Source organism: Kitasatospora sp. NPDC089913, assembly GCF_044748625.1.
GTDB lineage: Bacteria > Actinomycetota > Actinomycetes > Streptomycetales > Streptomycetaceae > Kitasatospora.
Genome location: NZ_JBIVGI010000019.1, coordinates 1 through 13,345, shown reverse-complemented (window position 1 = coordinate 13,345; position 13,345 = coordinate 1). Strand labels below are relative to the sequence as shown.

The 13,345-nt window shown below is 71.9% G+C and carries 11 protein-coding genes and 1 pseudogene; 4 read left to right on the top strand and 8 right to left on the bottom strand.

What is annotated here, in order from left to right:
• Window positions 1-465 precede the first annotated feature (465 nt).
• From ACIPYS_RS26115 to ACIPYS_RS26095, 5 genes are all read right to left on the bottom strand, one after another.
• Window positions 466-1,914, bottom strand: a complete 1,449-nt coding sequence (locus tag ACIPYS_RS26115) for a leucyl aminopeptidase (RefSeq protein ID WP_400750135.1) — start codon at window positions 1,912-1,914, stop codon at window positions 466-468.
• The gene (locus ACIPYS_RS26110; protein ID WP_400750132.1) at window positions 1,911-4,541 is read right to left on the bottom strand and encodes a hypothetical protein; all 2,631 of its coding nucleotides are present in this window, start codon (window positions 4,539-4,541) and stop codon (window positions 1,911-1,913) included. Before ACIPYS_RS26110 ends, ACIPYS_RS26115 begins: the two co-directional genes overlap by 4 nt.
• 302 nt (window positions 4,542-4,843) lie before the next feature.
• Window positions 4,844-5,947, bottom strand: a complete 1,104-nt coding sequence (locus ACIPYS_RS26105) for an aminotransferase class V-fold PLP-dependent enzyme (protein ID WP_400750130.1) — start codon at window positions 5,945-5,947, stop codon at window positions 4,844-4,846.
• A gap of 146 nt (window positions 5,948-6,093) precedes the next feature.
• On the bottom strand, window positions 6,094-7,335 hold the full coding sequence (locus ACIPYS_RS26100; RefSeq protein ID WP_400750466.1) for an MFS transporter: 1,242 nt from the start codon (window positions 7,333-7,335) through the stop codon (window positions 6,094-6,096).
• A gap of 158 nt (window positions 7,336-7,493) precedes the next feature.
• Entirely contained in the window at window positions 7,494-7,958 is a 465-nt protein-coding gene (locus ACIPYS_RS26095; RefSeq protein WP_400750127.1) for a hypothetical protein, read from the bottom strand.
• 95 nt (window positions 7,959-8,053) lie between these two features.
• Between ACIPYS_RS26095 and ACIPYS_RS26090 the strand changes: the two genes are divergently transcribed.
• Window positions 8,054-8,413 carry a MerR family transcriptional regulator gene (locus ACIPYS_RS26090; RefSeq protein ID WP_400750124.1) on the top strand — a complete coding sequence of 120 codons (360 nt, stop codon included), beginning with the start codon at window positions 8,054-8,056 and terminating at the stop codon, window positions 8,411-8,413.
• 98 nt (window positions 8,414-8,511) lie between these two features.
• Here ACIPYS_RS26090 and ACIPYS_RS26085 read toward each other — a convergent pair whose 3' ends face one another.
• Window positions 8,512-9,552: a hypothetical protein gene (locus ACIPYS_RS26085; RefSeq protein WP_400750121.1), complete on the bottom strand. Its 1,041-nt coding sequence runs from the start codon at window positions 9,550-9,552 to the stop codon at window positions 8,512-8,514.
• Entirely contained in the window at window positions 9,552-9,965 is a 414-nt protein-coding gene (locus tag ACIPYS_RS26080) for a hypothetical protein (protein WP_400750118.1), read from the bottom strand. The genes ACIPYS_RS26085 and ACIPYS_RS26080 overlap by 1 nt, the downstream gene beginning before the upstream one ends.
• Window positions 9,966-10,531: 566 nt before the next feature.
• Here ACIPYS_RS26080 and ACIPYS_RS26075 point away from each other — a divergent pair.
• Window positions 10,532-11,269 (top strand): ATP-grasp domain-containing protein, encoded by a 738-nt coding sequence (locus tag ACIPYS_RS26075; RefSeq protein ID WP_400750464.1) that lies wholly within the window; start codon window positions 10,532-10,534, stop codon window positions 11,267-11,269.
• A 183-nt stretch (window positions 11,270-11,452) separates the two neighbouring features.
• Window positions 11,453-12,022, top strand: a complete 570-nt coding sequence (locus ACIPYS_RS26070; RefSeq protein ID WP_093864273.1) for an SMI1/KNR4 family protein — start codon at window positions 11,453-11,455, stop codon at window positions 12,020-12,022.
• A gap of 6 nt (window positions 12,023-12,028) precedes the next feature.
• Here ACIPYS_RS26070 and ACIPYS_RS26065 read toward each other — a convergent pair.
• Window positions 12,029-12,368: pseudogene (locus ACIPYS_RS26065) on the bottom strand (transposase family protein); the annotation flags it as partial.
• Between the two features lie 45 nt (window positions 12,369-12,413).
• Between ACIPYS_RS26065 and ACIPYS_RS26060 the strand changes: the two are divergent.
• Window positions 12,414-13,091 carry a hypothetical protein gene (locus ACIPYS_RS26060; protein WP_400750114.1) on the top strand — a complete coding sequence of 226 codons (678 nt, stop codon included), beginning with the start codon at window positions 12,414-12,416 and terminating at the stop codon, window positions 13,089-13,091.
• Window positions 13,092-13,345 lie beyond the last annotated feature (254 nt).

Here is a 13,345-nt window from a genome sequence, read left to right as displayed (position 1 = left end):
GTGTCGGCTTCCTGCTCCTGGTGGTGGGTCGTCGCTGGGTGGGGGAGAGGCCGGCCCGGCGAGGGGGTGAGGGTGGGAGGAGGAAGTCGACGGGGCCGACTTCCTGTGCGGAGGCGGGGCCGTTGAGGGGTTGGGGCGGGTCCGGCCGGTGCGGGGCGAGGGTGCGGCGTAGGAAGTCGGACGGGTCGACTTCCTACGCGGGTCGGTCCGGGGCACGGTGTTGCAGGAACGCTGCTGCTCGAAGCGCCAAAGGCTGGCGCGTGGGGTGCGCGGGAAGTCGACGTGGTCGACTTCCCGCGCGGTGGGGAGGTGCTGCTGGTGTGCGGTGCCGGCCCGGGGGGCGGGGCGCGTGGGAAGTCGGGTGGGTCGACTTTGGTGTCTGGGCGCGGGAGAAAGGTTTCTGCTTCGCGGCATGTTGCGCGGGAAGTCGGAGGTGTCGACTTCCCGCGTGCCGGCTGGGTGGTCTCAGGCGGGCGGACGGCGCGCAGACGGGCCGGTGAGGAACTCGGCGAGTGCGCGGACGCCGAAACCGGTGGCGCCGGGGACCCGTTCGGCGTCCGTCCCGTCGGAGAGGGCGGTGCCCTGGATGTCCAGGTGGGCCCAGGGGATGCCGGGCGGGACGAACTCGCGGAGGAAATGGCCGGCGAGCAGTGCGGTGCCGTGCCGGGTGCCGAGGGTGTAATTGACCAGGTCCGCTACCCGGGAACGGAGCTGGGGCCGGTAGGCGTCGGGGAGCGGCAGTGGCCAGAGCGGCTCGCCGGCCCGGGTCCCGGCAGCGCGCAGGCGGTCCAGCAGGGCGTCGTCGGTGCCCATGAGCGCGGCGACCCGGCGGCCCAGCGCGACCGCGGCGGCGTCGGTGAGGGTGGCGATGTCGATGATCGCCTGCGGTCCGGTCTCGCCGGCCAGGACCAGCGCGTCGGCCATGATCAGCCGTCCCTCGGCGTCGGCGTGGCAGATTTCCACGGTGGTGCCGTTGCGCATCACCAGGACGTCGCCGATCCGGATCGGGTCGGCGTTGGGCATGTTCTCGGTGAGCGGCAGCCAGGCGTCCACCGCGACCCGGCAGTCCAGCGCGCCGAGGACGGACATCGCGCCGAGGACGGCGGCCGCTCCGGCCATGTCGGCCTTCATCCCGGTCAGGTGGGCGTTGGGCTTCAGGGACAGTCCGCCGGCGTCGAAGGTGACGCCCTTGCCGACCAGCGCGATCCGTTCGGTCTCGTCGCTCCGGTGCTCGGGCCGGTAGGAGAGCTTGACCAGCCGGGGCGGCACCAGGGAGCCCCGGCTGACCCCGAGCAGTCCGCCGAGCCGCTCGTCGGCGATCCGCCGACCGTCCCAGACCTCGCACTCCAACCCGGTCGCCGCGGCGACCGCGACCGAGCGGTCGGCGAACGCCGACGGCGTGAGGGCCTCGCCCGGTTCGTTGACCAGGTCCCGTGCCAGCAGCACGGCCTCGCCCAGCCGGCGGCCCTCGGACAGACCGCGGGCGGTGTCCGGTGTCTCGGCGACGAGGAGTTCGACGAGCTGGTCGGGGGAGGGGCTCGCGTCGCTGAGGTACCGGGTGAAGCGGTATCCGCCGAGCAGGTAGCCCTCGACCAGTGGCCGCAGGTCCGGGCCCGGCGGGTGGACGGCCAGTCGCCGGTAGGCGCGGACGGCCCGGGCCAGTTCGGCCGCGGCGGCCCGGGTCGCGTCCCGGGTCGCGTCCCCGTCCGTCCGGGCGGCCCGCGGTCCGACACCCAGCAGCACGGTCACGGGGGTGCCGGGCAACTGCAGCACCTGGCCCACCTCGCCGCCGAATCCGGTACCGGCGAGGAAGGCGGTGGACAGTCCGGGGGGCGGCTCACCGGCCCACACCGGCCGTACGACCGCCTCGGTCCCGGGGCCGGGCTCCGGGCGCAGCGACCAGGTGACGCTCACCCCCGCGCCTTCCGGGCGGCACGCCGGGCCGCTCCCCAGGACTCCAGGTCGGCGAGGTACCCGCGGGCCAGCTCGGCCATGCCACCGGCGGTGTCGGTGTCGTCGGCCGCCGCGCCGACCGTGCCCCCGCCTTCGGCGACCGCAGCCCAGCCGCGCGCCGCGGAGATCGCGTACGGGTCCAGCCGGAGGGCCTGGACGTAGCAGTCCTCGGCCAGGACCGGTTGTCCGGCCCGCCGGAAGCACTCGGCCGCGGACGCGTACCCGAACGCGGTGGAGACCGGCCCGAGCCGGGCGGTCCGCAGGAAGCTGTCGGCCGCCTCCCGGGGACGCTCGCGCCGCAGCAGGCCCTCCGCCGCCTCGATGTGCGTCTTCGGCTCGTACGGGTCCAGGGCGAGCGCCTCCGCGACCAGGAGGTCGCCGCGTTCGTCCTCGCCGAACGCGTAGCACTCCTTGGACCGGCTCTCCACGCAGGCCCGCAGGTTCTCCCGCTTGAGGAACTCCTGGTAGGCCCCGTCGGCGGGTACCGCCCGGGCCAGCTCCTCGGCGCGGTCCATGTCGCGCGCCAGCCACTCCCGGTCCCTGGCCATGAACGGGACGAAGCTGACGCTGCGGTAGAACCGGCTCTCCAGCATCGCTTTCTCGAACGCCGGGCGGTCCGGGTCCGCCAACAGCTCCTCCAGCGCCCGCGCGCCGATCTCCCGCCAGCGCGTCGCCTCCTCGAGCGAACGCGTCTCGCGGGCGTGGAACACCACCGCCACCACGGCGATGACGAACCGCAGGTGGGTCGGGCAGGCGGGATTGTCCGCGATGGCGAAGGAGGTCTCCGGTGCGGCCACCGTGCCGCCGACCGAGGAGACGTACCGCACCAGGTCGCGCCAGTGGTGCAGCCGCAGTTCGGCGGGGGTGCGGAGCCGCTCGGCCGGGACGGCCGGGACGAGTTCCAGGACCAGCTTGATGAAGCCGAGGCGGTACAGCACCATGGCGATCTGCTGCTGGCGTTCGGTGTCGCAGTCGTCGAAGTCGTCCAGCCATGCGCAGAGTCGGTTCCAACGCGGGGTGCGCAGGGGCTCGGGCAGGTCGGCGGGGTGGTCGACGGCGAACTCGGTCAGCCCGGACTCGCGGATCAGGTTTCCCCGGAAGGCGGGCGGCATGAGGCGCTGCCAGTTGACGTCCTCCCGCGCGGCTCCGTGCCCGTCCCTGTGTTCCTCCCCGTGCCCGTCACCGCGCCCGTCCCCACGCCCGTGCCCGCGTTCGGTGAACTCGTAGGCCAGGCTGGGAAGTCGGGCGTACAGCCCGGGGGACTCGGACTCGCCCAGGTTGAAGTACGCGGCGTACATCCGGTAGTGCCAGTTGTTGGCGTAGGGCCGCTCCGGGTCCCGGACGGCGGCGCGCTCGGTCAGTTCGGCCAGGGGCAGGTCGCCGTCGTCACGGCAGGCGGTCAGCAGCGCGTCCCGGGTGGCGCCGGCCCGCGGTGCGGCGCGGAAGGCCCGTTCGTTCAGCACCCGGGCGAACTCGCCGTGTCCGAGGTGGCGGGCGCGTTCGGCGGCGCGCAGCAGCGCGAAGGCGGTGCCGAACGGGCCGAGCCGGGCGGCGTGCAGATAGCCGGCCAGGGCCTGCTCGTGCTCCCCGGCACGCTCGTGGGCCTGTGCCGCCTGCATCCGGATCTTCACGTCCCACGGATCGAGGGCCAGGCCCTCCTCGACGGCGGCGCGTTCGGCCTCGGCGTCGCCCGCCCGCACCACGATCTCCAGGTGCCGGTCCAGCAGCCGTCGGCGGGTCTCCAGCAGGACCAGTTCGTCGTCCCGGTCGGGTGCGGTCAGTTCGGCGATGCCCGCCCGGACGTCGGCCAGCAGTGCCCGGGCGCCGCCGAAGTCCCGCTGCCGCTCGGCGTACATCACCTCGCGCAGCGCCAGCCGGGCGCTCAGGACGTCGTGGGTGAAGGGGGTGAGCTCGCCCGCGATCTCCTTGAGCAGCTCCCGGGCGCGGCCGAGGAAGAACGGCGCGGCGGAGTCGTCCCCGGCGTGCCGCGCGAGCAGATAGCCCCAGGCGGCCACCGCCTGGACGTGCGCGACGGTGGGTGCGGGGTGGTCGGCCAGGACCCGGTAGGCCGCGGTGGTCCGCCCGGACAGGCCCTCGGAACCGAACAGGGTGGCCGCGCGGGCGGACTGGAGCCCGGCCGCCACCTGGTCCCGGCAGGCGTCCGGGTCGAGGTCCTCCGGGACGACCCGCAGCACCGCGGCGGGGAGGCAGACCGCGACCAGCCAGTGCGCGAGCCCGGCCCGGTCCACCCCGTCCAGCTCCGGGTGCCGCCGGAAGGCCGCGCTCATCCGCCGCCAGGCGGGCGAGGCCAGCTCGTCGGGCAGGTCGGTCGGCAGCGCCGCCCGGTAGGCGGTCAGCCGGGACTCCTGCACCAGCAGCCGGCGGTAGCTCGCGGGCATCGTCATGCCGAACCGCAGCGCGCCCGGGGAGGGGTTCTCGAAACGTCGGGCGGCCAGGATCGCGGACCGTGCCTGGACGGCGGTGGCCGGCGACTCGGCGCCGTCGAAGTACGGGCGGTGCACCTCGAAGGTGAGCCAACTCGGCGCGTTGACACCGACGATTCCGTGACTGAATTCCCAGCGGTTCACGCGGCACATTCCTCTGCTCTGCGGACGATGCTTCCGGGCGATCGGCGACATGCCCCGCGGTGCAATCCGGGTTTTCCGGAATTGACATCGCGGGGCATGCGTGGATTACCGGTGTCAGACGCCGCCGTCGTCGATCAGGCAGGTCCAGCAGTCCGCCGCACCAGTGCTGATCTCGACCTCGTCCTCCAGGGACTCCCAGGTCTCGTACGCCATTTCACAACCCCTCTCTTTTCCGGGCCGGTCCTGATATCCGGGCCGGCGAAGCGGTCGATCGATATTCTTCGGGAACCGGAACAGCACCGTCAAGGCTTGTGCACGGCAAGCTCCGAGAGGATCTCCGCCACTTCCTCGTCGGTGGTCCAGAAATGCGGGGAGACCCGGACCAGGCCGTCCGGAACGGAAACGTGTATTCCGGCCGACGACAGTCTCCGGACGATCTCCGCGCCTTCCGTCCGGCGGCTGGTGAAGCACACCAGGCCCGAGTTCCCGGCACCGCCCGAGCTCCCGTCACCGCCCGGGTGCCCGTCGTCGTTCGGGTGCCCGGCGCCGTCCGGGGGGAGCGCCAGGTCGTAACCGAGTGCGGCGATGCCGGTGCGCAGCCGGTCGGCCAGGCTGCGCACCCGCCCGGCGACCGCGGCGATGCCGGTCTGCTCCAGCTCGGCCAGCGCGGCGGCGAGTCCGGCCGTGCCGACCAGGTCGTACATCCCGCCCTCGACCCGGGCGGCCTCGGCGCGTTCGGGCAGGTCGTAGCGCAGGTGGCCCGGCCCCTTCGTCACCTCGGCGGCGCCCACGTGGCCGAACCAGCCGGTGGGGGTGCTGCGCAGCAGTTCCAGCCGGTCGGCGCGGCAGTAGAACACCCCGGTGCCCGGTGGTCCGCAGAGCCACTTGTGCGCGCCCGCCGCCAGGAAGTCCACCGGGGTGTCGGCCACCGACAACGGCAGCGCGCCGAGGCTCTGCACCGCGTCCACGCACACCAGCGCCCCGGCCTCGGCGGCCAGCGCGCAGATCCGGTCGAGGTCGTTGCGGAAGCCGGTGGCGAAGTTGACGTGGCTCACCGCCACGAGACGGGTGGCCGGTCCGATGGCCGCCGCCACGTCCTCGATCCGGTGACCGCCGTCCCGCATCGGCACCCAGACCGGCTCGACGCCGTGACGCCGCAGCCGCAGCCACGGCCGGACGTTGGCCGGGAAGTCCCGGTCGAACAGCACGATCCGGTCGCCCGGGCGCCAGTCCAGGCCGTCGGCGACCAGGTGGATGCCGGTCGAGGTGTTGGGGACGAGGGCGACCTCCGCGGGCGTGCAGTCGAGCAGCCGGGCGAGTGACCGCCGGGCGGCGGCGCGGGCGCCGAAGAGCGGACCGAGGGCGGCGCTGCCGTACGGAAGCACCTCGTCGACGGCGGTGCGCATCGCGGCGACGGCGGCGGGCCGGAGCCGGCCGAACCCGGCGTAGTCGAGGTAGGCGCCACCGCTGGGGGAGCCGTCCGGTCGGCCCGGCCCGTCCGGTCGGTGGGGCCTGTCCGCTCGGTGGGGCCCGTCCGCTCGGTGCGGCCCGCTCACGAGACCGCCCCGGCGGAGCGCAGCGCCCGGGTGGCGGTGACCGCCATCCAGCCGGCCACCAGCAGCGGCACGCCGTGCAGCAGCAGCACCCACGGCGCCACCCAGTCCGGCCGCAGCACCAGGCTCGTGACGAGCAGTCCGGACATGAAGCCCGCGTTGACCGTGATCTGGGACAGCCCGAACACCCCGCCCCTGCGCCCGTCGGGCAGCCGCTGCAGCGACTGCTTGTAGGTGATCTCGCTCAGCGCGTCGCCCAGTCCGGCCCCGGCCGCCGCCAGCAGCCGCGGCCACCAGCCGTCCAGCCAGAAGACACCGATGAAGCCCAGCGACATCACGATCGTGGCCAGGCAGTACACCGGGGCCGGTGCGCGTTCGACGAGGCGCTTGGCCAGGGGCCGCAGCACGAAGCCGGCCACCAGCAGCCCGGCCGCCCAACTGCCCCACACCGCACCGGAGACCACGGCCGGCTGGCTCGGGTGCAGCTCGGTGCCCAGCAGCGGCAGTCCGACGTGCTGGGAGGAACTGCCGAAGGCGTCCAGTCCGCGCAGCACGACCAGCCCGGCCAGGCCGGAGGTCACCAGCAGCGGCCAGGCGCCGGAGCGGTCCCGGTCCCCGGCGGCCCGGCCGCCCGGGTCCCGCATCCGCAGGCGCAGCGCCAGCAGGACCGCCGCCGAGAGCGCGTAGCTGCCCGCGTCCAGGGCGAACACCCAGCGGTACCCGGCCACGGGGACCAGGACCGTGGCGAGGCCCATGCCGACCATGAACGCCACCCCCCTGAGTCCGGCCAGCGCGCTGTTCACCGACGCGGTGCGCGGTCCGGCCATGACGGGGGTGGCGGCGGAGAGCGTGGCCTCGAAGACCGACCGCCCGGTGCCGACCACCATCACCGCCGGGTACAGCCACCAGTTCTGCGCGCCCGTCGGCAGGGCGGCCAGCAGGGCCAGCGTGAGCGCCCGGGCGAGGTCGGCGCCGATCATCATCCGGCGGCGGTCCCAGCGGTCCCCGAAGCGGTGCCCGAGCCGACCGCCCGCGATCGCGCCGGCGTACAGCGCCACGCTGACCAGCCCGGTGTGCAGGGCCGAGCGGCTGTGTTCCCAGACGAAGACGGACAGGCAGATGAAGTCGAGCGCGTAGCCGATGTCCGAGATCGTCTTGGCGGTCAGCAGGACCGCGAGCTGACGGCGACTCGCCGAGGCGGCCCGCCCTGCCGTGCCGGTGCCGACGACCACGGCGCCCATGAGGCTCAACTCCCCGGTTGTGTGAGGGCTGTCATGATTCCCTCACCAACTCCCCACGTGCAAGAGGTCGTTCCGTACGAACGTCCGCGCGTGCGGCGGGGTCGTTCCCGTCGTCGGGCCACCGGTGTGCGGACTGCCCGCGCCCCACGGCCCGGCGGTCATCGACCCGCCGCACCGACCGGGCCGGCGTGGTGGTCCACCGGGCCGGCGTGCCCGGTCCGCAGCCACGGCAGGAGCTGGACGACGCCCCAGGCGATCTCGAGGGTGAGGAACGGCCACAGGATCCGCGGGGCGCCGTGGGCCAGCGCATAGGCCATCCACGACGAGAACAGGACGCGCGCGATCCCGTCCAGCAGTCCGTGCAACGGCAGCGCCCGCAGGATGCGCAGGGCCGCCCAGACGGTGACGACGGAGCCCATCAGGTTGGCGAACAGGGTCTGCCACGTGTCGGGCGCGGGCAGCGGGCCCAGTCCGAGGTGCTCGCCCAGGGAGGAGAGCGCGTGGTGCACCAGCGTGTAGGTCCACGGCGTCGCGAATCCGGCGGTGACGGCGAGGTCGTACCAGGCGCTCGCCCGCACGACGCGGAGATACGCGGGGCGCGCGGGGGTGAGGGGGCGGCTCATGACGGGGCTCCGGTCGGTCGGGGTCGGTGGAGCCTCACGCTAAACAGTGGAGTACGGTCCAGGGTCAAGTCCACTGTCCGGAGGGGGTCTGGCACATGCGCATCGGAGAGCTGGCCGCGCGGACGGGGCTGAGCAGGGACACCGTCCGGTTCTACGAGAAGGTCGGCCTGGTCGAGTCCCGGCGTTCGGCCAACGGCTACCGCGACTTCCCGCCCGGAGCGGTGGAGTGGCTGCACTACGTGCGCACCGCGCAGACGCTCGGGTTCTCCCTGGCGGAGATCGCACGCACCGGCGAGGAACTGCGCGGAGCACCGGACACCGCCGAAGCGCTGTCCGCCCTGTTCGAGGAGAAGATCCGCGTCGTGGACGCCCGCATGGCCGAACTCGCCGCCCTGCGCGCCGACCTCGCCGAACGCGTCGGCACCGGCTGCCCGTTGGCGGCGGCCGGCCGATGACGACGAGCGGGCGGGCCACTCCGGGGATCCGGGTGACCCGCCCGCCGCATGAGGTGGTCGAGGACAGCGCCTTGGTGCTCGAACGCCCGCCCCGAGCTTCAGAGGATCGTGTAGACGTTGGGGTCTACAAGAGGCCCGTCATCAGCGCCCTGTCCGGTCGGCGGGTTCTTGGTGGGGTCCGCGGGCGGGAACGGTGGTGGCACGTCCGCTTCGGGCTGCCCGGTGGGCGACGCCTTGAAGTTCCGGAGGGCGCGGTCCAAACCGGAAACCTCCCTCGATACGACAAGGTTCGGTGTTTTCAACACATCGGAGACCAGCTTGATGTTCTCGTCGATGCACCCATCGGTGGGCTTGTCGGGGATCTTCCACTTGTCGTCGGCAGGGTAGAACTCGGAGTTGGCGCCGGTGTCCACGAGCGCGATGGGGCCGATCCTGAGCTGTTGGCCGCCGTCGTGCTCAAGGACGACATCGACCACGGCCAGCCACGGCGACTTGCCGAACGGGATAGTGGGCACTCCCACCGTGAGCATGACGCGGTCGTGCTTGTTGGCAGCCACCTCGTAGCTGATCGCCTTCGTGAGCGTGAAGGGCTTGGCCGGCGGTACCGGCTGTTGGTTATCGGGAATCTTGAACTGGTAGTTCTCCGAGACGACTATCGGCCCGCCGACAGCAGCGCACGATCTCAGGGTCTGGAAGCGGTTGAACGTGATGCTGGCCTTCGTGACCAACGAGGTGCCGTTGGCGATGTTTCCCAGGGTGATGTCGATGTGGGGGCCGCGGAGTTCCAGCTTCGTTCGCGCCGCATTCTGAACGGACGCGTCGTACTCCTCGCCGTCGATGCCGCCCTTGATGTAGGCCGAGACCTGCGACACTGCGAGATTGGACTTCAACTCCGGACCGCTCCGGGCCAGGTCGTTCGAGGTCTCCGACTCCCGCTCGATCCGGAGGACGACGAATCCCACCGTCACCGCGGTAGCCAGGCCCAGAGCGATGCCGATCCTCACGAACCGGTTGTGCTTCGCCCGGCGTCTGGCTTCCTCGGGTGAGTCCAGAACGATGTCGCCGCTCTGGGTGATGTTCTGTGTGGCGTTGCCGTAGGCATTGTTGGCCTGGGAACGCGGCTGGTCGGGATCGCCCATCACCGGGACTGGGGCTTGTTGCCGAACACGATGTCACCGCTCTGGGTGATGTTCTGCGTGGCGTTGCCGTAGGCGTTGTTGGTCTGGACGAATGACTGTTGCGCCGCAGGGACGGCGGCGCGGACCTCCTCGACCAGGGACCGGAGGTCGGCTTCGAGGTCCGGATGCTCCTCCAGGAGCTCGGCGAGCTTCTCTGTCCATCGGTTCTCGAGGGACACCCGGACCCGCTCCTGCTGCGGTTCGGCCGCCTGGGCGAGCTCCAGCGGGATGCGATCGAGCTGCACCGAAACGCGCTGCTCGTCCCGGTCATCGCCTCGGCCGAACAGCCGGGCGACCCTGCCCCTGGTGCCCTGCCAGATGTCCGTTGCGGCCGAGCTGACGACCGCGGTTCCGCCCGCTGCTGCCAGCTCCATCAGTGCGTCCGTCAACACCGCTGGTCTCCCACTCCGTTGAGGGATGTGCAGGCACTTCCGGCCTGCCAAGGGCAATAAGGTAACGCATGGTCAGATCACGGAGGAGCGGAAGCCCGAAGCAGAAACCGCGCGCACCGCCGCAGCGCGACCGCCCTGAACTTCGGTGCGCCCGCGGACAGGACGTCGCCCACCCTCGGGCGTCGTTGGGACGCCGAACGTGAGGATCCGACCGTCTGCCCCCGGTGGTCGCCTCCGACGGCCGCAGGTTGTGTCAGGCGGAGCTCGCCGAGGACGGAACCTTCCTGAGGAGTGGCCCCGACCATTGGCCGCGGGACTGGACCCGGGTTCCCCGGCGGGCGATCTCGACCGATCGACAAGTGAACTTCAACGGCGCCGGGTTCCCGTCGTGCGCCCCTGAGCCGTGTCCTGCCGTGCCTGGCCGGTCCGTGGGTCCGGGGTGGGGGATTCTCAGGTGCGGTGGTGCGCTCGGTGGGGCTAGCGTGGCGCTTTTGCGATGCCGAGAGGGGTGCGTGGTGCTGGTCATGCCGGGGAGGCGGACGTCGACGATGGAGCTGCTGGCCGTCGAGGCGGCCGCCCGGGGGATGTCGGTCGGGTCGGCGGAGGAGTCGGGCCTGGCGGGCCCCGCGTACTGGTACGGCGGGCCGGTGGCGGGCGCGCGGTTGGCGGGCCGGCTCGGGTTCGCGCTGCTGGAGCCGACGGACGGGTGGCTCGCCGAGCTGCCGGAGGAGTTCACCGGCCGTGAGGTCCGGTCGGGGACCGTCGCGGACGCCTGGGCGATCGACCGGCCGACGTTCGTCAAGCCGCCCCGTGACAAGTCCTTCCCGGCCGACGTCTACACCGACGGCTCGCACCTGCCGACCGGCCTGGACCCGGCGGCACCGGTACTGCTGTCCGATGTGGTGACCTTCGCGGCCGAGTACCGGCTGTTCCTGCTGGACGGCCGGATCGCCGCGGCGAGCCGGTACGCGGTGTTCGGCCGGCTCGACCCCCGCCCGCTCGGTGCTGACCGGGCGGACCGGGCCGTCGCCGCGGAGCTGGCCGAGTTCGTCGACCGGCTCGGCGCCGCGGCCGGGCACACGCTGCCGAGCGCCGTCGTCGTGGACGTCGGGCAACTGCTCGACCCGTACCGCCCGGGCCACCGCTGGGCCGTGGTGGAGGCCAACATGGCGTGGTTCTCGCACGCCTACGCGGCGGACCCGGCGCGGGTCCTGGACGTGGTCCTGCGGGCGGCGGGGCCGCGCGAGCACCTGCGGGCGCGGGATTCGGCCTTCGAACGGCAGTGAGAAGCACCGTTCCCGGTTGTGGGTTGTCTGTGGAACGTCGCGGGCGGTCACTTCGCCGAGGGGCCGGCCCTGCGCGGTACTTCCCGACCTCCGCAGTGGCGTGGGCGGACGGAAACATCCCTGTAGAGAAGTCAGAAGTCAGAAGTCAGAAGTCAGTGGGCAGTTGGCAGAGAGCAGAGAGCGATGGGTGTGGCTGAGAGTTGGTCGCGTGTGATGAGTCTCCTTCGGGAGCACGCGCCGGCCGATCACGCGGAGCTGCCAGGGCCCGCTACGGAGCAGATGCTCGCGGCGGCCGAGGAACGGATGGGGATCTCTCTGCACGGGGACCTGCGGACCTGGCTGTTGCAGAACAATCCGGATCTGCCGGAGGAGGACGTCGACGACGACGCGATGTGCTGCGGCTTCGACGGGTTCCCCGACGAGGGGAGCTTCTTCCTGGGCATCCGGGCCATGGAGAGGCTCTACGCGAGCCGTTCCACGTCCTGCGGATTCGACCCTCCGGACCAGCCGGACGATCCGTTCTGGCGCAACGAGTGGATCCCGTTCCTGTCGGACCAGGACGGCTGGACGGGAAAGTTCGTCGATGTGCGGGACGGACGCGTCGGCCGCTGGTTCGTGAGCGGCCCCACGGTCACGGGCGAGTACGCATCGATGGCGCACTATTTCGACTCCGTGGCGGAGACGCTGACGAGGATCGCCGATGGAAGCTCCCCGGTCTGTCGGTTCACCGAAGGTCGACTTGCCTGGTCGTGAGACGGTGTCCAACCCGAGGACGGCTGCGGCGAGGACGGTCGTCCGGTCGGGACTGCAGCTGGCCCGGCGGAAGATCTGCCAGGCCTTCAGGCGTGCGATGCTTCGTTCGACCGGTGCTCGTGCCGCTGACAGGGCTCGGTTGATTGTCTGCTGGGTTGCGGTGAGGTCCTGGCCGGGAGGCCGTCTGACGGGAGCGGTCACCCAGGGGCCGGCTCCGAGCAGGCGCGGTCGGCGAGCACGGAGACGCCCCGGCGTTCCCAGGTCCGCAGGATACGGTGGGTGCGGGCTGCGGTCAGGTCGTGGGCGCGGCCGGGCAGCGCGGTGAGATCCGCAGCAGCTCGCGTGTGGTTGATCGTTGCCAGTCCTTTGGAGGCACTGGGACACTGCCAGTATGGCTCTTGACGTTTCGCCGCAGGCCCGAGCACAACGCCCAGTACCTGCGGTGTCCCTGCCGGAGCGGGTCGGCAGGGACGGTGAAGGGCTGCTGCTGGAGGAGTTCAACCAGGCAGTGCGTCGGCCTGATGAATTCGGCGGTCTGTCGGTGGTGGCGCGTCTCCTCGACCGGATCGCCGAAGGTGAGCAGCGGACCACGGGTTCGGTGTGGATTCCCGATACGAATGCCCGTCTCGCCCCATCGGCGATGCTGCGGGGTGCTTTCCCCGACTCCGACGTCTCTGTGATTGCATCCCAGTACGGTGAGGACGCACATCGCCGAGGCTGGCTCCGGCTCGACCGCGACCTGACGCCCGCTGAGCACGCCGGGGTCGTCGACAGGGCTGTGGCTTGGTCGGAGTCCGACCGCTCTCTGGGTGACATCCTGGCCGAATTCGGTCCGCCGTCGGTCACCTTCGGTCCACAGGACCCGCATCGACCCAAGACCCTCAGCTATGCCACCGACGATCCCATGGCTCCTGTCGTCGCTTTTCACCTCGGTTCGGCGCGGGCCGATTCGGACCCGGGTGCGGGAGATCCGGAATCGACAGGAGCGGTCCTGCTCGCGGTGCGGGTCCGCGACGATTTTTTCGACGGGTGGGAACTCACACCGTCCGGCCTGGGCCGCTTCCACTGAAAGGCGGCGCGGAAGACCCAGCCGAAGCCCATCTCCGGCGGTAGTAGCTGCGACTCTGTGCGACGAAGATGGTCAGGTCAGGGTCGGTAGGCTCGTGAAGAGTCGGTAGCAGATCCCGCACCCCGTAGCAGCTGAGGTGGTGGGGGCGGGGTTTGCCGCGCCCCCCCCACAAGCAGGCCGTGGGGGGAAGGGAAACCGGGGTGGGTCGGCCGGCGGGTGGGGGAGTCAAAAGGGAAGAGTATGGCCGAGCGGCG